Source organism: Silanimonas algicola (assembly GCF_054777375.1).
In genome coordinates, this window is record NZ_BAAHAS010000001.1 from 665,335 (window position 1) to 689,408 (window position 24,074).

Annotated in this window: 26 protein-coding genes; 2 read left to right on the plus strand and 24 right to left on the minus strand. The window is 71.2% G+C overall.

Annotation, left to right across the window (positions count from 1 at the left end; genetic code table 11):
* Positions 1–25 precede the first annotated feature (25 nt).
* The 8 genes from ACYVAK_RS03155 to ACYVAK_RS03190 form a co-directional block, all read right to left on the minus strand.
* Positions 26–487, minus strand: coding sequence for an Mpo1 family 2-hydroxy fatty acid dioxygenase (locus ACYVAK_RS03155; protein WP_461057883.1), 462 nt, complete (start codon positions 485–487; stop codon positions 26–28).
* A 127-nt stretch (positions 488–614) separates the two neighbouring features.
* On the minus strand, positions 615–1,355 hold the full coding sequence (locus ACYVAK_RS03160) for a helix-turn-helix transcriptional regulator (RefSeq protein ID WP_461057885.1): 741 nt from the start codon (positions 1,353–1,355) through the stop codon (positions 615–617).
* A 2-nt stretch (positions 1,356–1,357) separates the two neighbouring features.
* The gene (ribD, locus tag ACYVAK_RS03165; RefSeq protein WP_461057887.1) at positions 1,358–2,449 is read right to left on the minus strand and encodes a bifunctional diaminohydroxyphosphoribosylaminopyrimidine deaminase/5-amino-6-(5-phosphoribosylamino)uracil reductase RibD; all 1,092 of its coding nucleotides are present in this window, start codon (positions 2,447–2,449) and stop codon (positions 1,358–1,360) included.
* A 9-nt stretch (positions 2,450–2,458) separates the two neighbouring features.
* Complete coding sequence (locus ACYVAK_RS03170) at positions 2,459–2,944, minus strand: GNAT family N-acetyltransferase (RefSeq protein WP_461057889.1); 486 nt, start codon at positions 2,942–2,944, stop codon at positions 2,459–2,461.
* A complete protein-coding gene (nrdR, locus tag ACYVAK_RS03175) occupies positions 2,941–3,465 on the minus strand; it encodes a transcriptional regulator NrdR (RefSeq protein WP_461057892.1) in 525 nt (174 codons plus the stop codon). The genes ACYVAK_RS03170 and nrdR overlap by 4 nt, the downstream gene beginning before the upstream one ends.
* Before the next feature lie 11 nt (positions 3,466–3,476).
* The gene (gene glyA, locus ACYVAK_RS03180) at positions 3,477–4,745 is read right to left on the minus strand and encodes a serine hydroxymethyltransferase (protein WP_461057894.1); all 1,269 of its coding nucleotides are present in this window, start codon (positions 4,743–4,745) and stop codon (positions 3,477–3,479) included.
* 95 nt (positions 4,746–4,840) lie between these two features.
* The gene (gene creD, locus ACYVAK_RS03185) at positions 4,841–6,178 is read right to left on the minus strand and encodes a cell envelope integrity protein CreD (RefSeq protein WP_461057896.1); all 1,338 of its coding nucleotides are present in this window, start codon (positions 6,176–6,178) and stop codon (positions 4,841–4,843) included.
* Between the two features lie 117 nt (positions 6,179–6,295).
* Positions 6,296–6,826, minus strand: coding sequence for an RcnB family protein (locus tag ACYVAK_RS03190; RefSeq protein ID WP_461057898.1), 531 nt, complete (start codon positions 6,824–6,826; stop codon positions 6,296–6,298).
* 249 nt (positions 6,827–7,075) lie between these two features.
* Between ACYVAK_RS03190 and ettA the strand changes: the two genes are divergently transcribed.
* Complete coding sequence (ettA, locus tag ACYVAK_RS03195; RefSeq protein ID WP_461057900.1) at positions 7,076–8,737, plus strand: energy-dependent translational throttle protein EttA; 1,662 nt, start codon at positions 7,076–7,078, stop codon at positions 8,735–8,737.
* A gap of 14 nt (positions 8,738–8,751) precedes the next feature.
* Positions 8,752–9,582, plus strand: coding sequence for an orotidine-5'-phosphate decarboxylase (gene pyrF, locus ACYVAK_RS03200; RefSeq protein WP_461057902.1), 831 nt, complete (start codon positions 8,752–8,754; stop codon positions 9,580–9,582).
* A gap of 31 nt (positions 9,583–9,613) precedes the next feature.
* On the opposite strand, the gene ACYVAK_RS03205 is transcribed toward pyrF, so the two are convergent.
* From ACYVAK_RS03205 to ACYVAK_RS03280, 16 genes are read right to left on the minus strand one after another with little or no spacing between them, the layout of a single operon-like run.
* Positions 9,614–10,552, minus strand: coding sequence for a radical SAM/SPASM domain-containing protein (locus tag ACYVAK_RS03205; protein WP_461057904.1), 939 nt, complete (start codon positions 10,550–10,552; stop codon positions 9,614–9,616).
* Positions 10,553–10,592: 40 nt separating this feature from the next.
* Positions 10,593–11,474, minus strand: coding sequence for a glycosyltransferase family 2 protein (locus ACYVAK_RS03210; protein WP_461057906.1), 882 nt, complete (start codon positions 11,472–11,474; stop codon positions 10,593–10,595).
* An 8-nt stretch (positions 11,475–11,482) separates the two neighbouring features.
* Entirely contained in the window at positions 11,483–12,331 is an 849-nt protein-coding gene (locus tag ACYVAK_RS03215; protein ID WP_461057908.1) for a class I SAM-dependent methyltransferase, read from the minus strand.
* Between the two features lie 10 nt (positions 12,332–12,341).
* The gene (locus ACYVAK_RS03220) at positions 12,342–13,232 is read right to left on the minus strand and encodes a glycosyltransferase family 2 protein (RefSeq protein ID WP_461057910.1); all 891 of its coding nucleotides are present in this window, start codon (positions 13,230–13,232) and stop codon (positions 12,342–12,344) included.
* Positions 13,229–14,368, minus strand: a complete 1,140-nt coding sequence (locus tag ACYVAK_RS03225; protein WP_461057912.1) for an ABC transporter ATP-binding protein — start codon at positions 14,366–14,368, stop codon at positions 13,229–13,231. The genes ACYVAK_RS03220 and ACYVAK_RS03225 overlap by 4 nt, the downstream gene beginning before the upstream one ends.
* Before the next feature lie 59 nt (positions 14,369–14,427).
* On the minus strand, positions 14,428–15,201 hold the full coding sequence (locus tag ACYVAK_RS03230) for an ABC transporter permease (RefSeq protein ID WP_461057914.1): 774 nt from the start codon (positions 15,199–15,201) through the stop codon (positions 14,428–14,430).
* Between the two features lie 6 nt (positions 15,202–15,207).
* Complete coding sequence (gspD, locus tag ACYVAK_RS03235; protein WP_461057916.1) at positions 15,208–17,328, minus strand: type II secretion system secretin GspD; 2,121 nt, start codon at positions 17,326–17,328, stop codon at positions 15,208–15,210.
* On the minus strand, positions 17,325–18,074 hold the full coding sequence (locus ACYVAK_RS03240) for a hypothetical protein (protein WP_461057918.1): 750 nt from the start codon (positions 18,072–18,074) through the stop codon (positions 17,325–17,327). Before ACYVAK_RS03240 ends, gspD begins: the two co-directional genes overlap by 4 nt.
* Entirely contained in the window at positions 18,067–18,678 is a 612-nt protein-coding gene (gene gspM / locus ACYVAK_RS03245) for a type II secretion system protein GspM (RefSeq protein ID WP_461057920.1), read from the minus strand. The genes ACYVAK_RS03240 and gspM overlap by 8 nt, the downstream gene beginning before the upstream one ends.
* Positions 18,662–19,795: a PilN domain-containing protein gene (locus ACYVAK_RS03250; RefSeq protein WP_461057922.1), complete on the minus strand. Its 1,134-nt coding sequence runs from the start codon at positions 19,793–19,795 to the stop codon at positions 18,662–18,664. Before ACYVAK_RS03250 ends, gspM begins: the two co-directional genes overlap by 17 nt.
* Positions 19,795–20,706 (minus strand): type II secretion system minor pseudopilin, encoded by a 912-nt coding sequence (locus ACYVAK_RS03255; RefSeq protein WP_461057924.1) that lies wholly within the window; start codon positions 20,704–20,706, stop codon positions 19,795–19,797. The genes ACYVAK_RS03250 and ACYVAK_RS03255 overlap by 1 nt, the downstream gene beginning before the upstream one ends.
* On the minus strand, positions 20,703–21,446 hold the full coding sequence (locus tag ACYVAK_RS03260; protein ID WP_461057926.1) for a prepilin-type N-terminal cleavage/methylation domain-containing protein: 744 nt from the start codon (positions 21,444–21,446) through the stop codon (positions 20,703–20,705). Before ACYVAK_RS03260 ends, ACYVAK_RS03255 begins: the two co-directional genes overlap by 4 nt.
* A complete protein-coding gene (locus ACYVAK_RS03265; protein ID WP_461057928.1) occupies positions 21,368–21,856 on the minus strand; it encodes a prepilin-type N-terminal cleavage/methylation domain-containing protein in 489 nt (162 codons plus the stop codon). Before ACYVAK_RS03265 ends, ACYVAK_RS03260 begins: the two co-directional genes overlap by 79 nt.
* Positions 21,853–22,386: a GspH/FimT family pseudopilin gene (locus ACYVAK_RS03270; RefSeq protein ID WP_461057930.1), complete on the minus strand. Its 534-nt coding sequence runs from the start codon at positions 22,384–22,386 to the stop codon at positions 21,853–21,855. Before ACYVAK_RS03270 ends, ACYVAK_RS03265 begins: the two co-directional genes overlap by 4 nt.
* 38 nt (positions 22,387–22,424) lie before the next feature.
* Positions 22,425–22,850: a type II secretion system major pseudopilin GspG gene (gene gspG, locus ACYVAK_RS03275; RefSeq protein WP_461057932.1), complete on the minus strand. Its 426-nt coding sequence runs from the start codon at positions 22,848–22,850 to the stop codon at positions 22,425–22,427.
* Positions 22,850–24,073, minus strand: a complete 1,224-nt coding sequence (locus tag ACYVAK_RS03280; protein ID WP_461057934.1) for a type II secretion system F family protein — start codon at positions 24,071–24,073, stop codon at positions 22,850–22,852. The genes gspG and ACYVAK_RS03280 overlap by 1 nt, the downstream gene beginning before the upstream one ends.
* Position 24,074: the final 1 nt, after the last annotated feature.

Here is a 24,074-nt window from a genome sequence, read left to right on the forward strand (position 1 = left end):
GCTGGCGAACCGCGCCGCGGGCGGCTCAGTAGGGCAGGCCGGCCTTGCGGAAGGCCTTCACCAGCAGGAACAGCGGCCCGACCAGCAGGAACTGCAGGTCTTCGAGGAAGCTGGGCTTCTTGCCTTCGATCTTGTGGCCGATGAACTGCGCGATCCAGGTGACCACGAAGGCCGCCAGCGCGACCCAGCCCACGTGCGGCAGGACGAAGAACGACGCCACCGACGCGGCCGTGAAGCCCGCCATCACCACCGCCATGGGCACGGACAGGCGCAGGTAGTACACGAGCGAGGCCGCGACGAACGCGTAGCAGAGCCACGGGTGCACGACGAACATCAGCGCCAGCGTGCACCAGACGATGATCGGCACGCAGACCCAATGCACGGCGACATTGGTCGGGTGGCGATGCGACTCCGCGTACTGGCCGACCAGCAGGTCGATGCGGCGGCGTTCAGGCGAGGGCGGAAGATCGGCGGCAGTCGTGGTCATGGGCGTCGTGGCCGGTCGGCGAAGTTGCCCGGCAGGCTAGGCGCCGGGCGTCCGGCGGGCATGAACCAGCGCACTGAACGGTTCGCCCCTTGCGTCGCCCTCGGCACCATCGCGCGGCCGGGCGCCTCTACCGGCCGGGCCGCAGCGAGGACGGCGCGGCCCCGATGATGCGGCGGAAACTCCGCGACAGATGCGCCGCATCGGCGAAGCCGGTGGCATGGGCGACCGACGTGACGGGCTCGCCACCCTGCAAACGGGCCGTGGCTTCGAGCAGTCGCCGCCATAGCAGGTAGTTGCGCACCGGCAGGCCGGTGGCTTCGCGGAACAGGACCTGGAATCGGCTTGGGGACAGGTGCGCACGTTCGGCGAGCGCGCGGTGCGTCCACGGCGCGAGCGGATCCGCATCGAGGGCATCGAGGGCGCGCTTCAACCGTGCGTCGGCGGGGGCCTGCACCGCGAGGCCCGGCCAGCATTCGGCGCACCAGCGCGCCGCCAGGGCTTCCATCCCTCCGGCGGCGCCGGCGTCCGCATCGCGCCCGGTCTCCAGCAGCCCGGCAAGGGCCTCGCGCAGCGGCGCCTCCGGCGCCCGGGGCTCGCCGCCCCCCTCGCGCCACGCCTGCCAGGCGCGTGGGCCGGCGTCGAAGAACAGGTAGGCGATCGGCGTATCGCCACCGCGGATCCGGTGGCGCTCCATCGGTGCGAAAGCCGCGAAATGGCAGGAGGCCTGACCCCGCCCCTCGCGCTCGACGCAAAAGCCCTTGCCCACGGCCACCATCGCCTGCAGGGCCCGGTGCGCGTGCCAGCCGGAGTCCGCCGTCCGCGTCAGCACCAGCGCCCGCTCGCGGAAGAAGTGCAAGCGCGCAGGCATGGTCAGCGCTTCGGACGGTAGGTCAGCCGCAGGTCGCCGTCATCGAAGGAGTGGACGTCGGTGCGCTCGAGCCCGAGGCGTTCATCCATGCGCTCGATACCGAGACCGCCGAACAACGGCCGGGCACGCTCACCCAGCAACACGGGGGCGACGTAGAGCAGGAGTTCATCGACGAGACCGGCGCGCAGGAAGGCGCCGGCCAGCGTGGCGCCGCCCTCCACCTGCACTTCGTTCACCTGCCGGGTGGCCAGCTGCGCGAGGACCGCGAGCAGGTCGAGGTGCCGGCCACGCCTGGGCACGGCGAACCCCTCGACCGTCGGGCCGTAGTCGGGAACGATGTCGTCGGCGTGCGCCACCAGGGTCGAAGCCTCGCCGTCCAGCAGGTGGCAGGCGCGCGGCAGCGCACCGTGGTGGTCGAGCACCACGCGCATCGGCGGCACCACCGCCACGCCGCCGGGCACGCGGGCCGTGAGCCGCGGGTCATCGGCGAGCACCGTGCCCAAGCCGGTGAGGATCGCCGACGCTCGGGCGCGGAACGACTGCACGTCGGCGCGTGCCGCCTCGCCGGTGATCCACTTGGATTCACCATTGGCCATCGCCGTTCGGCCGTCGAGGCTCATGGCCAGCTTGACGCGCACCCACGGGCGGCCTTCGCGCGCGCGCATCAGGAAGCCACGGTTCATCCACTCGGCCTCCTCCGCGAGCAGGCCGTGCTCGACGGCGATGCCCGCGGCTTGCAGCGCGGTGAAGCCGCGGCCGGCGACGGCATGGAAGGGGTCGCGGATCGCCGCCACCACGCGCGTCACGCCGGCGGCCACCAGCGCATCGGCGCAGGGCGGCGTGCGGCCGAAGTGCGCGCAAGGCTCGAGCGTCACATAGGCCGTCGCACCGACGGCACGCGCACCGGCTTCGCGCAGTGCAAACACCTCGGCGTGCGGCCCTCCGGCGCGCTGGTGCGCACCGCGCCCGACCACTTCGCCACCCTGCGCGATGACGCAGCCCACCATCGGGTTCGGTTTGGTCGTGAAGGCGTGCTCGGCGGCGAGGCGCAGGGCCTCGGACATGTGGCGGCGGTCGAGTTCGGAGAACGGCATGCGGGAAGCCTACGGCACGCGGGTGAGGACATCGACGGCTTGACCGCCGACGCGGGCGCCCGCCTCGAAGGACCAGCCAAGGCGTTCGTAGAACGCGCGATGGTGCGGGGTAAACAGGCGCAGACGCGGGATTCCGGCCGCGAACGCGCGACGCACCGCATGGTGCACGAGCGCTTCGCCGAGACCGCGACCGCGAAACACCGGGCCGACGTAGAGGCTGGCCAACCACGGCCCCCCGAGGGCTGCAAGGTCCGGCGCATCCTCGACGAGCAGGCTCACCGACCCCAGCGGCGCCCCGTCCTCGCCCAAGGCCACCCACGTCGACGGCAGCACGACCTCGCACGCAGCGTGGGCCTGCAGTTCGGCGAACGCGTCGTCTTCCGACCAGCCCGCGTAGAGCGCACCCCACTCGGCGTGGTGCCAAGCCGCCAGGGTCGGCAAATGTTGGATCGCCGCCGACGCCGGCACGATGTGCCAGCGCGCGCCGGCGCTCATCCCTTCTTCGACTTCGCCGGCTTCGGCACCGTGTCCTCGAGCGGCAGGTCGAGGGTCTGCGCGGCGGGCAGGTCGCGCTGCAGCTTCTCGATCTCCTCGCGGAAATCCTGCACGTCCTCGAAGCTGCGGTAGACCGAGGCGAAACGCACGTAGGCGACCTGGTCGAGCAGCTTCAGCTGCGCCATCACGAACTCGCCGACACGACGCGTGGGAAGCTCGCGCTCGCCGCTCTTGCGCAGTTCGTTCACCACCGCGAGCACGGCGGCATCGACGTCATCGGCAGGCACCGGCCTCTTCTGCAAAGCCTTCTCGAAGCTGGCACGCAGCTTGCGCTCGTCGAAGGCTTCGCGGCGGCCGTCGCTCTTCACCACGGAGGGCAGTCGCCACTCCACCTGCTCCACCGTGGAGAAACGTTCGCCACAAGCCGGGCATTCGCGCCGGCGCCGGATGCTGCTGCCGTCCTCCGCCACGCGCGAGTCGATCACGCGCGTGTCCTCGTGCGGGCAGAAGGGGCAATGCATGCGTCAGGCGCTCAGCCGTACACCGGGAACTTGCGGCACTGCGCCGTCACCGCGGCGCGCACGCGCTCCAGCACGGCGGTGTCGGCCGGGGCGTCGAGCACGTCGGCGATCCAGCCCGCGAGCTCCACGCAGTCGGATTCCATGTAGCCGCGGGTGGTCACGGCCGGGGTGCCGATGCGCAGGCCTGAGGTGACGAAGGGCGAACGCGGGTCGTTCGGGACCGAGTTCTTGTTCACGGTGATGTGCGCGGCGCCCAGCGCGGCTTCCGCGTCCTTGCCCGAGACCTCGCGACCGATCAGGTCGATCAGCATCAGGTGGTTCTGCGTGCCGCCGGAAACGATCTTGTAGCCGCGGGCGACGAGGGTCTTCGCCATGGCCTGCGCATTCTTCACCACCTGCTGCTGGTAGGCCTTGAACTCCGGCTCCAGCGCTTCCTTGAAGGCCACGGCCTTCGCGGCGATGACGTGCATCAGCGGGCCGCCCTGGATGCCCGGGAAGACGATGCTCTGCAGCTTCTTCTCGAGCTCCTCGGCCTTGTCGCCGGCGCCGACCTTGCTCATCACGATGATGCCGCCGCGCGGGCCGCGCAGGGTCTTGTGCGTGGTGCTGGTGACCACGTGCGCGTGCGGCAGCGGGTTCGGGTAGACGCCCGCGGCCACGAGGCCGGCGATGTGCGCCATGTCGACGAACAGGACCGCGCCGACCTTGTCGGCGATCGCGCGGAAGCGCGCCCAATCGAGCACCTGCGAGTAGGCCGAGAAGCCGGCGATGATCATCTTCGGCTGGTGCTCGACGGCGAGGCGCTCGACCTCGTCCATGTCGATGAGGCCCTGCTCGTTCACGCCGTACTGCACGGCGTTGTAGAGCTTGCCCGAGGCGTTGACCTTGGCGCCGTGGGTCAGGTGGCCGCCGTGGGCCAGCGACATGCCAAGGATGGTGTCACCCGGCTGCAGCAGGGCCATGAACACGCCCTGGTTGGCCTGCGAGCCCGAGTGCGGCTGCACGTTGGCGTAGTCGGCGCCGAACAGCGCCTTGCAGCGCTCGATGGCCAGTTTCTCGGCGACGTCGACGTACTCGCAGCCGCCGTAGTAGCGCTTGCCCGGGTAGCCCTCGGCGTACTTGTTGGTCAGCACCGAGCCCTGGGCTTCCATCACGCGCGGGCTGGCGTAGTTCTCCGAGGCGATCAGTTCGACGTGGTCTTCCTGGCGCTGCCGCTCGGCCGCCATGGCCTGGGCGAGTTCGGCGTCGTAATCGGCAATGCGCATGCTGCTCGGGAACATCGGGCGGGCCTCGGGCGAAGGGGAGCCCGCATTGTAGCCGCTCCCCTCCCCCTCCCCGCCCCGGCCTGCATTCGAATGCAGGCCGGGGGCGGCCTTCACGGCACCGGCGGCGGCGCGGCGCCCAGCCTTGCCCAGTCGATGCGCCGTGTCAGCACCATCGTGGCCGCCAGCGTGCCGAACAGCAGGACGGCGCCGAGCAGCAGGGCGTGGTCCTCGGACTGCAAGAGGCCATAGAGCGCGCCGTAGAGCGCGCCAAGCAACGCCGCAAGACCGAGCCCGCGCCTCGCGCCGCCCAGGACCCCGCTCAGGTAGTAGCCGATCAAGGCGATGCAGGCCCCGGCGGCCAGGGCGTAGGCGAGCCCGAAGCCCACGTGCTCGGCCAGAGCGAGCAGCAGCAGGAAGAACAGGGCCAGGGCGAGCCCGACCAGCAGGTAATGCAGCGGGTGCACGGCCGCGCCGCGCAGCACTTCCAGCAGGAACACCGCGCCGAACACCAGCCCGAGGAACAGCAGGGCGTACTTCATCGCGCGGTCGGTCATCAGGTAGCGGTCGACCGGGTCGAGCAGTTCGAGGCTCACGGCCGTCGCCTCGAGGCCGGGGCACAGGGCTTCGGGGCCGCAAGCGGCGAGGCGCTGCGGCGCCTGGCTGGCCAGCGAGGACAGGCGCCATTCGGCACGGAAGCCGTCGGCCCGGACCTCGCGCTCGATCGGCAGGGCGAAGCCGGCGAAACGCGGGTGCGGCCAATCGCCGGCGAGCTGCCAGCGGAAGTCCTCGGCCACGGGCAGCCAGGCGAGCTGGCTGGTGCCGGTGAGGTCAAGGGCCGCTGCCGTTTCGATGACTTCGCCACCGACCAGGCCACCGGGCAACACCGCTTGGACGCCCTCCGGGAGCCAGGCGACGCCGGTGCCGGGTTCCGGCTGCAGGGCCCGCCCCTGCGCGCGGACGCCCAGTGCCGTGATGCCGCGATTGTCCCCGAGTCCCAGCACCCAACGGGCATCGCGCAGGCGCACCGATTGCTGACCGGGCACCTCGACCGGCGTCGGCACGCGGAACCGCGCGCTGATCTGTGCCTTCTGCTGGAAGATGCGGGCCTCGAACAGCCCCCGTTGGCGGGTCTCGGTACCGAGCGTGGCCGTGACGTCGACCGCGTCCGCCGCCACCAGCAGGGTTTCGACCTCGGTACGGTCGACCGCCTGCAGCGGGACCCGCTCGTCGTTGCCGACGCGCTCCATCCGCCGCACCACGCGCTCGATCTCCAGTCGAAGCAGCGGCGCGGTGATCCGTTGTGCATTCGCGCTGGCCTGCGCGATGTCGGCGACCACCCCGGCCGCGCGCTGTTGGCGCTCATCGACGAGGCCATGGAGCAGCGCGATCGGGATCAGCAACAGCAGGATCAGGCCGCCGATGGCCAACAGTTTCCGTCCAAGACGCATGGGGCACCTCCGGGAGTCACAGGAGGGTGCAGGGTCGCGGGGCGGAGGGGCGATCCGCGACCCGCCGGCGGGCGGCGGGCGGGCGAATTCAGGCAGCGTGGGGCAGCCGCCGGCCGGTCAGTTCCCGAGGATCACGTCGGCGATGATCCCGCTGGCGATGGCCACGAGCAGCCAGTCGCCGCGATCATCGCGGCGCCAGTGGTAGCCGCGCGGCGGATGGCGCAGGCCGTATCGGTTGTAGTCGACGACCACGTAGGTCGGCGCCCAGCCGTAGTCATGGATGCGATGGCCACGGGCCCAGCGCGGCGGACCGTAGTGGCGCGGCGGCGGGCCGTAGCCGTAGCCATAGGCGGGGACGCGAACGACCTCCCGGTAAACGACACGGCCCCGATGGTCGCGGCGCCAGTCGCGGCGGTCGTCGTGGCGCTCCCAACGCCGATCGGCATGGCGATCCCAGCGCCGGTCGTCACGACGCCCGTCCCGGTAGCCCTGGCGGTAGTCGCGGTCGTTCCAGTCACGGTGCTCGTAGCGACGGTCGTAACGGTGGTCGTCGCGATCGCGTCGACCGGCATCGGCCGGGGACGCAGCGAGCATGGCGGCCCCCATCAGGAGCGCGGCAGCCAGGCGGGGGAAGATGGCGAGGGTCATGCGGGGCCTCCGTGTGTGGGACGTCGAGGGGTTGCAGCCCGAGCATCCGCGGCGCCGGCTGAATCGATTCTTGCCAGCCAGCTGAACGGTCGCCGGCATTCAGGCACGGATGGCGAAGGGGGCGTGCCGCGGGCCCATCGCGCCCCCGGGACGGGGCGCGGCGGCCCTCCGGTATACTTCACGCGTCCCCGAATGCCCCCACCCGCCGCCGGCGCCGCCGCGGCCGGGCGCGTCTGAATGGAGTGAGCGATGCAGTACATCTACACGATGAACGGTGTGTCCAAGACCGTTCCGCCGAAGCGCCAGATCATCAAGGACATCTCGCTGTCCTTCTTCCCGGGCGCCAAGATCGGCCTGCTCGGCCTGAACGGCGCCGGCAAGTCCACGGTGCTGCGCATCATGGCCGGCGTCGACACCGATTTCGTCGGCGAGGCGCGCCCGCAGCCCGGCATCAAGGTCGGCTACCTCGAGCAGGAACCGCGCCTCAACCCCGAGCACACCGTGCGCCAGGCGGTCGAGGAAGGCCTCGGCGAGATCTTCAACGCCCAGGCGCAGCTCGATGCCGTGTACGCGGCCTACGCCGAACCGGATGCGGATTTCGACAAGCTCGCCGCCGAACAGGCGCGGCTCGAAGCCATCCTCGCCGCCGGTGACGCGCACCAGGTCGAACAGCAGTTGGAAGTCGCGGCCGACGCCCTGCGCCTGCCGCCGTGGGACGCCATCGTCGGCAAGCTCTCGGGTGGCGAGAAGCGCCGCGTGGCCCTGTGCCGCCTGCTCCTGCAGAAGCCCGACATGCTGCTGCTCGACGAACCGACCAACCACCTCGACGCCGAATCGGTCGAGTGGCTGGAGCAGTTCCTCGCCCGCTACCCGGGCACCGTGGTGGCCGTGACCCACGACCGCTACTTCCTCGACAACGCCGCCGAGTGGATCCTCGAACTCGACCGCGGCCGTGGCATCCCGTGGAAGGGCAACTACACGCAGTGGCTCGAGCAGAAGGACGAGCGGCTGAAGCAGGAAGAGAACCAGGAGAAGGCCCGCCAGAAGGCCATCCAGAAGGAACTCGAGTGGTCGCGGCAGAACGCCAAGGGCGGCCGCACCAAGGGCAAGGCGCGCCTCGCCAAGCTCGAGGAACTGCAGTCGGTCGACTACCAGCGCCGCAACGAGACCAACGAGATCTTCATCCCGCCGGGCGAGCGCCTCGGGCAGAACGTCATCGAGTTCAAAAACGTCTCGAAGAGCTACGGCGACCGCGTGCTGATCGACGACCTCTCCTTCATCATCCCGAACGGCGCGATCGTCGGCATCATCGGCCCCAACGGCGCCGGCAAGTCGACCCTGTTCCGCATGATCACGGGGCAGGAAAAGCCGGACAAGGGCGAGATCGTCATGGGCTCGACGGTGAAGCTGGCCTACGTCGACCAGAGCCGCGACAAGCTCGAGGGCAACCACAACGTCTTCCAGGAGATCTCGGGCGGCGCCGACATCCTCAACATCAACGGCGTCGAGATCCAGTCGCGCGCCTACATCGGCCGCTTCAACTTCAAGGGCCAGGACCAGCAGAAGATGGTCGGCTCGCTCTCGGGCGGTGAACGCGGCCGCCTGCACCTCGCCAAGACCCTGCTGCAGGGCGGCAACGTGCTGCTGCTCGACGAACCGTCCAACGACCTCGACATCGAAACGCTGCGTGCGCTGGAAGACGCGGTGCTGGAGTTCCCGGGCTGCGCGATGGTCATCTCGCACGACCGCTGGTTCCTCGACCGCATCGCCACGCACATCATCGCCTTCGAAGGCGACTCGCACGTCGAGTTCTTCATGGGCAACTACCGCGAGTACGAGGAAGACAAGAAGCGCCGCCTCGGTGCCGACGGCGCCGCGCCGAAGCGCATCCGCTTCAAGGCGCTCAAGTAATCGGCGGCGCGACCGTGAGCTTCCACGCAGCCCTCGCCGCCCGCTGGTCCAGTGCCGACACCCTGCTCTGCGTCGGCATCGACCCGGAGCCGGGGCGGTGGCCCGCGGGCCTCGTGGACGACCCGGACCGCGTGTTCGCGTTCGGCAAAGCCATCGTCGACGCGACGGCCGGGTTCGCCTGCGCCTTCAAGCCGCAGATCGCGCACTTCGCGGCGCAGGGGGCCGAGGGCGCGCTGGAACGGCTCATCGCCCACATCCACGCCGCGCACCCGGGCATCCCGGTGATCCTCGACGCCAAGCGGGGCGACATCGGCAGCACCGCGCTGAACTACGCCCGCGAGGCCTTCGACCGCTTCCGCGCCGACGCCGTCACCGCCAACCCCTACCTCGGCAGCGATTCGCTGGCGCCCTACCTCGAGCGCGCCGACAAGGGCGTGGTCGTGCTGTGCCGCACCTCGAACCCGGGGGCGGCCGACCTGCAGGACCTTCCGGTCGCCGGGGCCGACGGCACGACGCGACCGCTCTACCAGCGCGTCGCCGAGAAGGCCGCGCGCGTCTGGAACCCCCACGGCAACCTCTCGCTGGTCGTCGGCGCCACCTGGCCGGCACAGCTCGGCGAGGTGCGGGCCATCGTCGGCGGCGACGTGCCGCTGCTCGTTCCCGGCATCGGCGCGCAGGGCGGCGACGTCGAAGCGGTGCTGGCGCACGGCCTCAACGCCGATCGCACGGGGCTGATCATCAGCAGCTCGCGCGCGATTCTTTATGCGAGCAGCGGTCCGGATTTCGCCGACGCGGCCGCACGGGTCGCGCGGGAGACGCGGGACCTCATCAACCGCCACCGCTGACCCCCCGCGAGGGCCGCGCTGCCCCTGGCGCTCACGCGTCGATCGACGCCCAGAACGAGGGCCCTTCGTTGCCGGCCGGCCCGACATCGCACTCGCCGCACACCGGCATCGCGCGGCGGTTGGTGCGCATCGCCTCGATGAAGTCCGCGCGCGCCTTGCCGGCGAGCATGTCGTTGAAGCTCATCGCGCCGAGGTTGCCCAGCACCGCGGCGCCGGGGTGCATGCAGCAGGGGACGATGCTCCCATCGGCATCGACATAGAGCAGCGTCACCTGGCCGTCCCAATCACGGGACTGGAACTCGCTCCAGTGCGCCATGAAGAAGCAGGGGCCCTCGGGCGTCGTGATCGACCGTCCGGTCATGTTGCGCTCGGCGCCCGGCAGCCACATCCAGCGCCGGAACTCCGGCGTCCAACCGCGCGTGACCAGCACCTCGCGCCAGCGCTCGCGATGCTCCGGCACCTCGCTGACGCTCTTGCACACGAGCTGCATCGAGGGGCACAGGCGATCGCGCAGCGCCTTGGTGCGCTCGAGGAACTCGACGAGCTTCGCCCACTTCGAGGGCGGCCGCAGGCTCTCGTAATCCTCGGGGGTGCCGTCGCCGTCGGCACTGACCACGAGCCGGGTCACCACGTTGGCCGCCAGCACCCGCTCGAAGTCCTCCCAGTGGACCTTCTGCGCATTGGTCGAGATCTCGACCTCCTGCACCGTCCAGCGCTGGCGCGGAATCATCGCCACCAGCTCGGACAGCCGCTTGTGCAGCAAGGGCTCGCCGAAGTTGAACAGGCGCAGCGTATGGATGCGCTCGACGTCGATGTTGCCGAGCATGCGCTCGAAGAAGGCCGGATCCACCGGCACCACTTTCGGCTGCAGCACCGAGTTGGGGCAGCCGACGCAGCGCAGCTGGCAGCCGTGCACGACGTCGATGTGCGCGACGAACAGGCTCGTGGCTCGGGTGGCGGGGGGCGTCATGGGGCCGCGAGTATACGGACGCGGCGTGAAGCGCTCCGCCTCAATGGCGGCGCTGCCGCAACGCACGGGGCCACGCAACGAGCAGCAATCGCGCGACCAAGGCCATGAGCACGACGGGCGCAAGCAACGCCGCGGCGCCGCGGGCCTCGAACCGCCACCAGTAGCGCCACAGCCCCCGGTGCTTGTGCCACTCGACGAAGAACGGGCGGGCGCGGCTCGATACGCCGCGATGGTGCAGCACGGGCACGTCGTTGGCGACCGCGACGTCGAATCCGGCGGCGCGGATACGCCGGCAGAAATCGAGGTCCTCCACGTGAAGGCGGTAGCCCTCGTCCCACCCCCCCACCGCGTCGAACGCGTTCCGGCCCACCAACATCAGCGCACCGGAGCAGGCCTCGACGCGCTGCAGGCTCACGCCAGGCGCCACGGTCACCGCCAGCGCTGCGCGCGCGCCGGCGGCATCCAGCATCCGAGCCAGGGACAGGTCGTGACGTCGGGCCGCGGGATCGCGCCGCCCGTCGGCGTCGCGCAGGTCGGCACCGAGCGCACCAAGGCGCGGCGACGCGACGGCGTGGCCCAGCAATCGCGCCAGCGACGACTCCGGCAGCTCGAGGTCAGGATTCACGAACAGCAGCCACGGCGCGACGCTACCGGCCACACCGGCGTTGCAGCCCGCCGCGAAGCCCGGATTTTCGGGCTGCACCCGCACCTCGATGCGGGAATCGCCGACCGCGAGCCGGCGGACCCGGGCCAGCGTGTCGTCGCTCGATCCGTTGTCGACCACGCACACGCGGGCCACGCCGGGCTGGGCGAGCAACGCCTCGAGGCAGCGCTCGATCGTGGACGCGCTCTGGTAGGTCACCACCACGGCATCGACGACCGCGACCTTGGCGCCTTCCGCGGAAACAGGAGCCCCCGTCACCGCGTGCCTCAAGGGCCGTCGGGCAGGCCCGCCGCGCGCAGGCGCTCGCGCAGCGCATGGGCGTAGCGGTCGGTCGCCATCAGCTCGCGGATCACCTGCTGGTAGTGGGCATAGACGCTTTGCTGCGCGTCCGAGAAACAGGACAACGCGGGAAGCCCGGCGAGGGATTCCCCGCGCTTGGCGCAGACCGCCACGTGGTACATCGGCAAGGCGCGCACGCCACCGAACACGTCGTCGCCGTCTTGGGTGTAGCTCGTCGTCGCACCCGTCCCACCGTCGAGTCGCCACAGCATCGAGTGCGCGACGACGCGCTGGCCATAGAGGCGGTGGCGGGCGAAGTGTCGCCCGATCAGGGCTTCGAACTCCTCGCGATACAGCTCGCGGACATGGTGCGGATTGCGGTAACCGGTGAGCTCGCTGTAGGTGTGCCGGTCCGGGGTGGAGACCACGAGCAGGCCCTCGGGCCTCAGCACGCGCGCGAAGCTCGCCATCAGCGCGTCATGGTCGGCCAGATGCTCCAGCGTCTCGAAACTGACCACGAGGTCGACGCTCGCATCGTCGATGCCTTCGAGGGTCAGCACGTCGCCCTGGCGGAAGCAAAGCCGCGGATGGATGTAACGGGCGCTGGCATGGGCCACGGCCTCGGCGGCGAGGTCGACGCCCACGACCGATGCGGCGGTGCGGGCCAGCAGCGCGGCGCCGTAGCCCTCGCCGCACGCGGCGTCGAGCACGGTCCGTCCGCGCGCCAGCTCCATCGCAAAGGCGTAGCGATGCCAGTGCTCGTAGGCCATCTCCCGGGGCAGCTCGGGGTGGTAGCGCTCGCCGGTGAAGGCCAGCGGAGTCGCGGTGTCGCTCATCGGGTCGCTCTCATCGGAACAGGTCTCCCTGCGGGCTCCCGGCCGCCAGCATAGCGAGGCCGTCGTCGAGGCGGGCACGCGCGGCACGCAAGGGATCATCGAGGATGAACCGGGCGATGCGCTCGTTGTAGCCTGGCCAACGGGCGTTGAGCCGCCGCAGGTTCTCGCCGCCCGGGGCATGTCCGGTCGCGGCGAACGACGCATGCCCAAGGTGCACGACATAAGCGTCGTCGCAAAGGACGTGGCGCCAGCCGTGGGCCTCGGCGCGGAGGCACCAGTCGTTCTCCTCGCCGTACCCTTTGCCGAAGGTTTCCGCGTCGAATCCACCGATCGCGTCGAGCGCGGCACGGCGGATGAACATGCAGAACCCCACGGCGGTCGGCAGGTCCGGGTAGGACGGCGCGTGGCGTGCGGCCGCGAGCGCCAGGGCCTCGGGGTCGTCGGGGCGCGCGTTCGGCGACACGAAGCGGGGGTAGGACACGATCTCGCCGTTGTTGCTCCAGGGGGTCGCCGTCGCGATGCGCGGATCGCTCGCCGCGCAGGCGGCGAGGCGTGCCAGCCAGTCGCCCGCTGGCTCCGTATCGGCATTCAGCAACACGAGGTCGGCATCGCCGGTCTCGGCGAAGGCGGCGTTGCAGTTCCCGGGGAAGCCGAGGTTCGCGCTCCGGCGGACAAGCCCGACGTCAAGCCGCGTACGCCGCTGCCAATCCTCGAGCAGCGCCGGCACGCGCGGATCGGTCGAGGCGTCGTCGGCGAGGTGCACGCGGGCGCCTGCGGGCAGGGTGCGGTCCAGAGCGCCGAGGCAAGCGTCGAGCGCCTCGAGCGCGTTGAACACCGGCACCACGACCGTCGGGAGCGCGGCGGCGGTCGTTCCGGCGCGTCGATCGGGGCTCCGGCTCATGGCGTCTCCCAGCGATGCGGCAATCGAACGAGGCCGAACTCCCGCGATGCGCCGCGCACGCGGAGACGCGCCTCCATCGGCGGGAAGAGGCGCAAGCCCTCGGCGTCCATCGGAAAGGCGCGAACCACGTACTCGCCGGGCAGCAACGGAAGGCGGGTGTAGACAAAGCGGAAGGCGAACCCTGCGGTCGAAGGCGCCGCCTCGACGCCGTCCATCGCACTGTCGACGCCGTACACCGGCGTGCCGTCCGCGCGCAGCAGGCCGAGGCTGAGCCGCGGCGGTCGTTCGTCGCGGCTGGCGATGTCGACGTCCACCCGGAGGTCCTCGCCCATCGCCATGTCCACGGCCGCCTCGAGGCCGTTGAGCGCGAGCCGGAGCACGCGCATCTCGGCGACGCCATCGCCCGCCGTCGCGCGATCGCCGGATTCCCGCTGCTCCAGCCAGGCCTGGTAGCGCTGCGTCACCTCGAAGGCGTCGCCTCGCGCCTCGACGCGGCCGTCCTTCAGCCAGATCGCGTGCCGGCAGAGTTTCTGGACATGGTAGGTGCTGTGCGAGACCAGCAGCAGGGTGCCGCCCCCGGCGAGATAACCGTCGATCCAGCGGATGCACTTCTTCTGGAAGCGATCATCGCCCACGGCCAGCACCTCGTCGGTGATCAGCAGGTCGGGCCGCGTCGCCGCGATCACCGCGAAGCCGAGCCGCACCACCATCCCGCTGCTGTAGTGCTTCACCGGCTCGTCGAAGTAGCGGCCGATCTCGGCAAACGCCTCGATTTCGGGCAGCTTGGCCGCCAGCGCCTCTCCTGACAACCCGTGGATGGCCGCGGCCATGCGCACGTTGTCGCGCCCGCTGTACTCCGGATGGAAGCCGGCGCCCAGCTCCAGCAACGCACCGACCCGCGCTTCCGTGACCACGCGGCCCGCGCTCGGCGTCAAGGTGCCGGTGATCAGCTTCAAGAGGGTCGACTTGCCCGCGCCGTTCTCGCCGACGATGCCGAGCGATTCGCCACGACGGATCGCCAGGTGGATGCCCGACAGCACCTCGACCTCTTGCCGTGGCGCTCGGCCGAGCAACAGACGCCCCAGCGCGCTCAAGCGGTCGCCGCGCGCGCCGACGACGGGGTAGCGTTTCGACACGCCTTCGACGCGGACGAGGGGCGTTCCGCACGCCATCGCGGAGGTCGATGCACCGGCGCTCACAGGAAATCCTCGATGTGGCGGCCGGCGCGACGCTGCAGCGCGAGCGACAGGCCGAGGAGCGCACACGCCACGAGGGCCGAGATTCCCAGCGCCACCCAAGGCAGGGCGCCCTCGCCCGACAAGCCGTGGCGGACGGCCTCCAGCGGCGCGACCAGCGGGTTCCAACCCAGCGCCTCGGCGGTGGCCGGCGGCAGCTGGCTTCGCTCGTAGAGCACCGGCGCGAGGAAGAACCCAAGCCCCGTGAGCTGCCCGACCAGCGCCGCGAGGTCGCGGACAAAGACCTGCAGCAGGGCGGCAATGCGGGCCAACGCCAGCGCGGCCAGTGCCAACACCGCCACGCCGCCGAGCGCCGCCAGCGCGCCAGCGGCATCGAACCGGAGGCCGAAGGCGACCAGCACCCCGAGCACCAGTACCAGCCCAGCGCCATCCACGATCACGCTGCCGAGCACACGCGCATGGACGTACAGCGATGGCGGCAGCGGCACGCGGGCGATGAGCCCCGCGTTGTCGAGATAGGCCGTCACGCCGCGGTTCAAGGCGTTCGCGAAGAGCAGCCACGGAAACAAGCCGAGCGCGAGGAACATGGGGTAAGGCAGCGCACCCGACGAGGCACGCGCCGGCAGCAGGGTGCCGAACACGAAAGCCAGCACGGCCAGCTGCGCGAGCGGCAGCAGGCCGAGCCAAGCGACGCCCAACACGCTGCCCTGGTAGCGCTCGCGCCACTCGCGGACGAGCAGTTCGCGCAGCACAGGGCCCGAAGCGAGCCGCATGGGCGGTCAGCCGCCGGGCGCGCGCAATGGCGCCATGCCCTGGAAGCGCTGGATGTAGTCGTCGGTCAGGGTACGGGTGGCCTGCGCACTGCGGACCACCCGAGGGGTGATGAGCAGGATCACTTCGCTGCGCGACTGCGAGCGCCCCTGGGTACCGAACAGCCCGCCGACCACCGGCAGGCGGGCGAGCCCCGGCACGCCGGAGCTCGAATCGCCATCCGATTGTCGGATCAGGCCCGCCAGCATCACCGTTTCCCCGTCGCGGACCATGGCTTCGGTCGTCACCGTGCTCTGGTTGACGTTCGGATTGCCGCCGGCGCCCGCATCGTCCGAGGGAGAACTGATCTCCTGCTCGATCTCGAGGAACACCATACCGTCGCCGCCGATGCGCGGCCTCACCTTCAGCTTCGTGCCGGTGCTGAGGTACTGCACGCTGCTGATGGTGTTGTTGCCCGGGGTGGTCCCCGTGCCGGGGTTGAAGCTGGTGCTTGCCACGGCAAGGCTCTGGCCGACGTTCAGGGACGCTTCGGCGTTGTTGCGCACGAACAGCGAGGGGGTCGACAGCACGCGGACGTCCGACTCGCGCTCCAGCAGGTTCACCACCGCGACCGCGTCGCTCGACGTGAAGGTCGCGCCGACCGACGAGGTGCCGTCCGTCCCCTGCGCGACCGACGCGCCGACCAGGCCGAGGCTGCTGCGACCGGGCCTCAGGGCACCGGCGAGGCTGCCGGGGATGGCGTTTTCGAAGTACCAGTTCACCCCGTAGCTGAGGTTGCCCTGCAGCGTCACCTCCAGCACCTGCGCCTCGATGTGCACCTGCGCGGGCATCACGTCGAGGCGCTCGATGGCGCGACGGATCGACTCCCACTGCGCCGGGCTGGCGCGCACCATCAACGCGTTGCTCTCCTCGATGGCGCTGATGCCGATGCCAGACCCGCCGCTGCCGCCACCGGTCGCGGCGCCACCGCCGCCAGACGCCGCCGGCTGGGAGATCTGCCCGGCCTCGCGCGACACCGCACCCAGCTCCACGGGCGTCAGGCCGGGCGAGATCGACGCACCGCCGTCGCCACCACTGCTGCTGACGCTGGCGTCGAACACCGTGCCCAGCTGCGAGGCGAGGTCCTGCGCCTTCATGTACCTGACCTCGTAGACGAACAGCCGCGCGCCCTCCCCGGCCATGTCGAGCTTCTCGATCCACTCGCGCGCGCTCTGCAGGTACTGGCGCTGCGGCGTGATGACGATGATCGAGTTGCTGCCTTCCACCGGCAGGAAGCGGAACATGCCGGCCAGCGGCGTGCCGCTCTCCGGGCCGAAGACGCGTTCCAGCGCGGTGACGATCTTCTCAGGCTCGGCGCTCTGGATCGGGAACACGCCGACCGACATGCCCTTCAGCCAGTCGACGTCGAAGATGCGTACGGTGCGCAGGTAGTTCTCGAGCTCGCTGCGGCTGCCCGAGAGGACGATCAGGTTGCGGGCGGCGTCGGTCTGCACCACGCCCCCCTGGCGCACGTAGGGCTTGAGCAGCTTCTCCATCTCGACGGCCGAGACGTACTGCAGCGGCACCGCGCGCAGCTCGAAGCCCCGCGCGTCCGCGGTGCCGCCGGTGCGCGGCGAAAGGTTGCCGGCCACGGCCTGGTCGGCGGGCAGGATCGCGTAGCGGCCGTTGTTCCAGACGAGGCGGGCATTGTTCCAGCCCAACACCATTTCGAGCAGCGACAGTGCCTGCGCGGGGCTCACCGGCCGAGGCGTGGCCAGCGTCACCGTGCCCTGCACGGTCGGTGCGATCACGTAATTCTGCTGCAGCAGGTCGCCCAGCACCGCCTTGACCACCGCGTGCAGCGATTCGCCCTCGAAATTGAAGGTGGCCTCGCCGCCTTCCGGCAGCTGGGGCGGCGCCTGCGCGGCCAGCGACTCGTTGATGACGATACCGCTGCCCGGCGTGAGGTCGGGCTGGCCGGCGGCGGAGGGGCCGCCGATCGCCTCACCATCGGCATTGCGCGCGATGGTCGGCATGGTCGCCGGATCGGGATTGCGCGCGATGTCGGGCACCGGCGTCGTGGCGCAGCCGGCCAGGGCCGTCATCACGGCGGCGGCGAGCAGGAGGCGCTTGGGGGTCATGTCGGTCATTGCTCGGCCACGGGGGCGTTGTTGTTCTTGGCCTGCTGCTCGGCCAGTTGGGCACGGCGCGCGTCGATGCGGGCACGGATGGCGTCGATCTGCGCCTGGTCGGCGGCACTGCGCTGCGATTCGGCGCTGGCCTGGGACGCCTGCTGCAGGAGGTTGGGTGGGTTCGACGCGCCGGGCTGGCCCGCGCCCGCCGGGATGCCCGGGCGGTCCGGCTTGTCCTCGGTGATCACCGAGACCGGCGTCGGCGCGGCACCGCCCTGCCCGTCGAAGACGCGCAGATCGAGCACGCGCTGTCCCTCGGGGCCCTCGAGCACCGCGCGACGCGGCTCGAGCGAAGCGAGCCGCCAGGCGGTGCCGGGCAGCGTGTCGCCCAGACGCACGCGCTTGCTCACCTGGCCGTTCTCTTCGCTGAAGATCGCCAAGCGCAGCGCGTCGGTGATCAGCACCGAGGTGAGGACGCCATTGAACGGGGCCTGCTGTTCGTCGCTGACGATGGCGACCGACGCGGGGCGGCGGTCCGGATTGAACAGCGGCCGCTCGCCGACGGCGAGGTAGTCGGTCGCGGCACCGAGGCGCTGCGCGCTCTCGCTGAGGCGCAGTTCCGGGATCGGCGGGCCGAGGGATGGATCGGCCGGGTGAGGGCCGACCCGGCCGCCGAGGCCGGCGATCGCCAACAGGAGCAGGCCGAGGCTCCACGCGGCGACGGCACCGCAAAGCCAGGTGGCGGGACGCAGCGCATCAAGCATTCGGATCGCCCTCGGGCGTCGGTGCCGTGGGGCGCAAGTAGCCGTAGAGATCGAACACGGCATCGACGCGGCTGTCGGTGGCGCTCTGTCCTGCGCCGAAATAGGCCGCCATGCTGTTGAAAGCGAGGTTGTCGATGAACAGTTGGGGGCTGCCGCTTTCCAACCCGTGGAGCAGCGCCCCGAGCATCGCGGCGTCGCAGCGCAGGCGCACCTGCACGGTTACGCGCGGGTAAGGCTCGCTGCCCTGCGCCTCGAGCGGCGTGCGCGAGACCACTTCGCAGGCCACCGGGTTGGGCGCCACGCGACGCACCTCGGCCTCCAGCCGCTGCACCAGCGCCGCGGTGGCGAGATCCTTGTTCGGCTCGGCGAGGAAGCCCGGGTTCGCTGCCTCCGCCGCACGCACCTCGGCCAGCCGGGCTTGCAGTTGAGGGATCTGCTCGCCCTCCATGCGGAGACCAAGCTCCTCGTCGCGCACCTCGGCGATCTGGTCGCCCAGCGCCAGCATCGGCACGGTCCACCACCAGTGCACGAGCAGGCCATAGCCGAGCACAGCGGCGATGCCCAGCCACAGCAGCGGGCGGAGGCGCTCAAGGCTTCGGCGCATCGCGACCTCCCGGAACGAGTTCGGCGACGACGGTGAAGCCATCGCGTCCGGTGCTCCGATCCTGCTGCACGGCACCGGCCAGCGCCGGGCCCTTCAGGTAGGGCGAACCCTGCAGCGTGGCGACGATGCTGCCTGCAGAGCGGGCCGCACCGCTGAGCGTCACCCGGCCCTGCTCGACCGAGAAACGCTGCAGGTAGACGTCGTCCGGCAAGCGGCGCGTCAGGTCGTCCAGCACTTCGAGCATGGTCGGACGCGTGCCACGCCGTTCGGCGAGGAAGTTCGCGGCGCTCGCGCCGGCATCGAGCTGCAGGCGCAGTGCGCGGGCCTGGCGCGCGGTGCCGAAGGCGGCGTCGCGCTGCGCTTCCAGGCCGGCCAGGGCGCGCTCGCGGTTGCCGAGCGTCACGAACCCCGCGGCCAACAGGGCGGCAGCGGCGACAGCGACCACCACGATGCGCACGCGTGCGTCGCGGTCGGGCCGATGAAGGCGCTGGGCCACCGGGAGGAGATTGCGGCGACGGCCGGCGCGATGCGCGGCGTCATCGACGTCCACGCCGGAAAGGCGGGCCGCCAGCGGGCCAAGGCTGGCCAAGGCGGCCTCGAGCGCGACCTTGGGGACGACCACCAACTCCGCACGCAGTTGCCCCTCGGACGGATGGCGCGACACCACGTGCGCGGCATGCACCACCTGGTCGGCGCTGAAGGGGGTCTGGCGGTCGATCTCATGGCGCAGCACGCCCTCGAGCTGCGGCTCCGCCGCCAAGGGCAGCGACAGGGTCCGCACCAGGGCCTGCGAGGCAGGGAGCGCCAGCCACAGTTCACCGTCGACGCCCCGGCGTTCGAGGCTGGCGGCCAGCAGAACGGCGCCCTCGCCGTCGGCCAACGGAACGGGCGGCATGACCACCCGATCCCGGCCCGCTTCCTCGACGGGATGCAGGACCCCGGCGTCGAGCGTGAGCCATAGCCGACGCGCCGGTGGAAACCACAGGCGGGCCAGGGACGGTGGAAGCAGCTCGACGAGCTCTCCCCACCAGCGCGACAGCGCCGCGGGGATGGGGCTTGCCGCCCAGCGGAGGCGCAGGGTGTCCCACGGGGGATTGGCAGCGGGGGGTGTGGCCATCAGTCCTGTTGTCCGTAGCGCCATGCCAGCGGCGTGTAGACCTGGCCGAGGAAGCCCCCCGCGCCGACCCGGACGGTGGCTTCGAGTTCGGCCCTGGGCCCGTCAGCACGCGCGGCGCGGCTCGAAACACTATACGTGCCGGTGCCGCCGGCAGCGAGCACGATCCCACCGGGCAGGGGCGGCGGCGGCAGGCCGGGCTGCACGCGGTCGCGGGCCGCGAGGACCTGCTCGATCACGGGCGGTGCGAGGCCCATCGCGACCAGGACGGGGCGGCCCGCGAAGGCGAGGTTGGGCTGCGCGAGGCCGGTGTAGACGGTGAGATAGGGCCGCACGCGCCGGTACAACGCATGCCGCATGCCGAGCACGCGCTGGACGTCAGACACCTGGGCGAAGGGCCGGTTGGCGGGACCGTAAGGCAGGCCGGCGCTGCGGTAGTCACGCTCTTCGCCGCCGCCCGCCGCGCTGACGAGCCCATCGGCATCACGCCAATCGACGATGGCACCGGCCAGCCGGGCGGCCTCGTCGCTGGCCACGCCAGTGGCCTCGAACAGGCGCTGCAACAGCAGTGCGTCGGCGACGTTGAGGTCCACCTTGCCGCTTTCGTCGGTGACGGCCACGGTCACCGTGATGCCGTTGCCGAACGCGAAGTGCGTTTCACGACCATCGGGTACGGGGCGGCGGCGCGCATCCACGGCCAACAGCCGCGCGGCGACCGCCTCGATGCCGGCCTCCGCCGCATGGTCGAGCTCGGCACGTTGGCGCACCGCCGAGGCCTGTACGGCCTCCGCATGCGAATTCAGCGCGAACAACCCGATGATCGCCGCCAGCAGGACCAGCAGCCACATCACCACGATCAATGCGATACCGCGCTGGTGGCGGGAACCGCCGCTGCACACGCTCAGGACGATCATTGCCCACCCTCGCCGCCGGTGTCGCGGCGCGCGGCCTCCGGCAGGGCCCCGGTGGCGCCGGACAGGCTGTAGCGCAGCGGCACCACGAGGTCGGGGAAGCGAAGCCGTGGCTCGGCGAATCGCGCGGTGAAGCGCACCTGGCTGGGCAGCTGGCCGAGGCGCGTCCACTCCGAGGCCCAGGCCTCCGGGCGACCGTCCGGGCCGAAGGCCCGTGCGCTGAAGCGGGCCTCGGCGAGGCCGTCGATCAGCACCTCCGCCGGGCGCTCCGCAGCAAGCGGCCCCTCCGGCGTCATCAGTCGATGTTCGAACATCAGGGCCGTCCCGCGCGCGCCGCGCTGCAGGCGCAGCACCTGCAGGTAGGGGCCGCCGCGACCGAGGTAGCCCGGCATCTCGCCGATGAACTCGAGGCGATCCGACGACAGCCGGAGCAGGCGGATGTCCTCGAAGCCGGCCTCCGGGTCGATCGGCTGCGGCAACGCGGCGGCGACCTGCCGGCGCACGAACCCATGGACCGTGCGCACGCGGTCGCTGTGCGCGGCCACTCGCTCGGCCGAGGTGGACGCACGCACGCTGCCCTGCGCGATGCCGAACGCCAGGGCGAGTCCGGTGGCGAGCAAGGCCACGGCGACCAGCATTTCCAGCAGCGAAAACCCCCGCGCCCTCACCGGTCCTCCGGCAGCGGATACAGCGCGCGAAGCGTCGACGTGCGGAAGGTCTGCCTCGGCCCGCCCTCGCCCCACTGCAGCGTCAGGTCGAGGCGGTAGAGCACGGGCTCTGCGGCGTCGACGATCCCGTCCGCGCCGGGCCCCGGCACCGCCTCGCCCGGAAGCGGCAACGCGGCCGGCAACGGATCCTCGACGCGCTGCACCTCGAGCGCCCAGCGGTAGCGGCCATCGTCGAGTTGACCGCTCCGGCCGCCGGGCCGCAGGCGTTCCATGCGTCCGAAATTGTCCATCAGGCTGCGCGCATGCAGGGCCGCTTCGCCATGGCGCTCCGCATCGGCGACATCGCGCAGGCCGTTCGAGAGAATCGACAGCAGCAGCACGGCCGCCCCAGCCAGGAGCGCGAAGGCCAGCAGCACTTCAAGCAGCGTGAAACCGCGCTGGCGCGTGACCGCGACGCGACGGGACGTGCGCGACCGGGCGCTCATCGTCCGCCCTCGCCGCGCTCGACGCGCACGGCGCCGGTCAGCCAGTTCACGTCGACGCGCCATGCCGCATCGCCACGACGGACGACCACGCGCCCGCCGGTGCTGCTGCCGTCGGCGAAGAAGCGGATCGCCGCGAGGCCGGGACCGGGCTGTTCCTCGCGCGCCACCGTGGCCCCCAGCGCGAGGACGTCGTCGAGTTCGCCCTGGCGACGTGCACCGCTGTGCGGCAAGGCACCTGGCGTCATTCCCGCGGTCGGGGCGACTGCATCGATGAACGCATCGCTGGCCCCACTGCGCCAGGTGCGCGCCTGCGTGTCGATGACGAAGCTCTGGTCGATGCCGGTCGCCACCGCACGCGCGCGGGTGGCGCGCATCTCGGCGGCGAGGCGATGCGTGGCATCGCGCAACTGCTGGCCGGGCAGCGCGCCGACCAGCGCGCCGGCGAACAGCGCGAAGGCCGTGGCCATCAGCGCCATCACCACCAGCGCCTCGATCAGCGTGAAGCCGGCCGCTCGCGTCGCGTGCTTCATCCGTGGGCCTTCATCGGATCACGCGACGTCCGCCCGCCTCAGGGCTTGACGAGGTCCGCGGCGGTGCTGTCGCCGCCGGGCTTGCCGTCGCTGCCGAGGCTCACCAGCTCGAACTCGCCGTTCGCACCGGGCGCGCGGATCTGGATGGGGCGGCGCCACGCGTCCTGCAGGTCTTCGGTCTTGCGCACGTACGGGCCCAGCCAACCGCTGGCGCCCGGGTTGGTGACCAGCGCGTCCAGCGAGGACGGGATCTGCCCGGTGTCCATGCGGTACTGCTCGACCTTGGCCGCCAGCGATTCCAGCTGCGTCTGGGTCAGGCGCACGTTGGCCTGGTCCTTGCCACCGAAGATCTGGCTGGCGGCGAACGCCATGATCGCGGCGATGATGCCGACGACGATCAGGATCTCCATCAGGCTGAAGCCCGACTGCGAACGGGCGGCGAGGCGGGGGGACGTCAAGCGCATCACAACACTCCTGCGGAACTCGTGAGTTGGTAGATCGGAACCAGCACGGCCATGATCACGACGCCGACCAGCAGCGCCATCAGCACGGTGATGACGGGCACCAGCGCGGCCAGCGCCCGCTGGATGGCGCGCTGGGTTTCGGCGTCGAAGGTGTCGGCCACCTTCAGCAGCATCGCGCCCAGTTCGCCGGACTCCTCGCCCACCTGCACCATCTGGACCGCGAGGCGGGGGAAGCGTTTCGTCCGCGACAGCGCGAAGGCGAGGCCCTGGCCGGTCTTCACCTCGTCGGTGGCGCGCTCCAGCGCGGCCCCGAGGGCGCGGTTGTCCATCACCTGGCGGGCGATGCCGAGGCCGTTCAGCAAGGGCACGCCGTTGCCCAGCAGCGTACCCAGCGTGCGGGCGAAGCGCGCCGTCTCGTAGCGGGCCAGCAGCTCGCCGATGCGCGGTCGGCCGAGCAGCCAGGCATCCAGCCGCGCACGCGGCTCCGGCTGGCGGACGTGGCGGGCACCGAGCAGCAGGGCCACCGCGCCCGCGACGAAAACGTACAGGCCGTAGTTGCGCAGCAGCATGCCGCTGCCCAGCACCAGCTGGGTGTACCACGGCAGCACGACGTCGGTGCTGGCCAGCAGGTCGTTGAACTGCGGCACCACCACGCCGAGCAGCAGCGCGCAGACCGCCAGCACCATCACCAGCAGCAGGATCGGATAGATCAGGGCCGAGATCACCTGCGCCTTCAGCGCCGCGGCGCGCTCGAGGTATTCGCCGAGCCGCAGCAGCGCCACCTGCAGGCCGCCACCGGCTTCGCCCGCGCGCACCAGGTTCACGTAGAGCCGCGAGAACAGGCCATGCTGCTGTTCGAGGGCGGCCGACAGCGGCAAGCCGCCGCGCACGGCGTCGCGGATGCGTTCGATCACGCGCCGGCTCTGCGGGTTGTCGGGCAGTTCCAGCAAGGTGCCGAGCGCGCGGTCCAGCGCCTGCCCGGCCCCCAGCAGCGTCGCCAGCTGCTGGGTGAACTGCAGCACCGCCGCGTCATCGAGCGCCTTCTTGCGGAATAGCGTCGCGAGCCCGGCGCCCGCCCCCTCCTCCAGCGAGGTGCCGACGTCCAGCGGCAGGTGGCCCTGCTCCTGCAGGCGCGCGACGACGTCCTCGGCACGCGCGGCCTCCATCGTGCCGGCGAGGGCTTCGCCGGCAGCGCTCAGGGCCTTGTAGCGGAACAGCGCCACG

Excerpts from the sequence above, each read along its gene's own strand:
- ACYVAK_RS03205 (WP_461057904.1), bottom strand. The coding sequence starts at position 10,552 with ATGACGCCCCCCGCCACCCGAGCCACGAGCCTGTTCGTCGCGCACATC.
- gspM (WP_461057920.1), bottom strand. The coding sequence starts at position 18,678 with ATGCGCCGAAGCCTTGAGCGCCTCCGCCCGCTGCTGTGGCTGGGCATC.
- glyA (WP_461057894.1), bottom strand. The coding sequence starts at position 4,745 with ATGTTCCCGAGCAGCATGCGCATTGCCGATTACGACGCCGAACTCGCC.
- creD (WP_461057896.1), bottom strand. The coding sequence starts at position 6,178 with ATGCGTCTTGGACGGAAACTGTTGGCCATCGGCGGCCTGATCCTGCTG.
- ribD (WP_461057887.1), bottom strand. The coding sequence starts at position 2,449 with ATGCCGTTCTCCGAACTCGACCGCCGCCACATGTCCGAGGCCCTGCGC.
- ACYVAK_RS03250 (WP_461057922.1), bottom strand. The coding sequence starts at position 19,795 with ATGGCCACACCCCCCGCTGCCAATCCCCCGTGGGACACCCTGCGCCTC.
- ettA (WP_461057900.1), top strand. The coding sequence starts at position 7,076 with ATGCAGTACATCTACACGATGAACGGTGTGTCCAAGACCGTTCCGCCG.
- ACYVAK_RS03190 (WP_461057898.1), bottom strand. The coding sequence starts at position 6,826 with ATGACCCTCGCCATCTTCCCCCGCCTGGCTGCCGCGCTCCTGATGGGG.
- ACYVAK_RS03240 (WP_461057918.1), bottom strand. The coding sequence starts at position 18,074 with ATGCTTGATGCGCTGCGTCCCGCCACCTGGCTTTGCGGTGCCGTCGCC.
- ACYVAK_RS03220 (WP_461057910.1), bottom strand. The coding sequence starts at position 13,232 with ATGAGCCGGAGCCCCGATCGACGCGCCGGAACGACCGCCGCCGCGCTC.
- ACYVAK_RS03170 (WP_461057889.1), bottom strand. The coding sequence starts at position 2,944 with ATGAGCGCCGGCGCGCGCTGGCACATCGTGCCGGCGTCGGCGGCGATC.
- ACYVAK_RS03265 (WP_461057928.1), bottom strand. The coding sequence starts at position 21,856 with ATGAGCGCCCGGTCGCGCACGTCCCGTCGCGTCGCGGTCACGCGCCAG.
- ACYVAK_RS03215 (WP_461057908.1), bottom strand. The coding sequence starts at position 12,331 with ATGAGCGACACCGCGACTCCGCTGGCCTTCACCGGCGAGCGCTACCAC.
- gspG (WP_461057932.1), bottom strand. The coding sequence starts at position 22,850 with ATGCGCTTGACGTCCCCCCGCCTCGCCGCCCGTTCGCAGTCGGGCTTC.
- nrdR (WP_461057892.1), bottom strand. The coding sequence starts at position 3,465 with ATGCATTGCCCCTTCTGCCCGCACGAGGACACGCGCGTGATCGACTCG.
- ACYVAK_RS03160 (WP_461057885.1), bottom strand. The coding sequence starts at position 1,355 with ATGCCTGCGCGCTTGCACTTCTTCCGCGAGCGGGCGCTGGTGCTGACG.
- ACYVAK_RS03270 (WP_461057930.1), bottom strand. The coding sequence starts at position 22,386 with ATGAAGCACGCGACGCGAGCGGCCGGCTTCACGCTGATCGAGGCGCTG.
- ACYVAK_RS03255 (WP_461057924.1), bottom strand. The coding sequence starts at position 20,706 with ATGATCGTCCTGAGCGTGTGCAGCGGCGGTTCCCGCCACCAGCGCGGT.
- ACYVAK_RS03230 (WP_461057914.1), bottom strand. The coding sequence starts at position 15,201 with ATGCGGCTCGCTTCGGGCCCTGTGCTGCGCGAACTGCTCGTCCGCGAG.
- ACYVAK_RS03155 (WP_461057883.1), bottom strand. The coding sequence starts at position 487 with ATGACCACGACTGCCGCCGATCTTCCGCCCTCGCCTGAACGCCGCCGC.
- gspD (WP_461057916.1), bottom strand. The coding sequence starts at position 17,328 with ATGACCGACATGACCCCCAAGCGCCTCCTGCTCGCCGCCGCCGTGATG.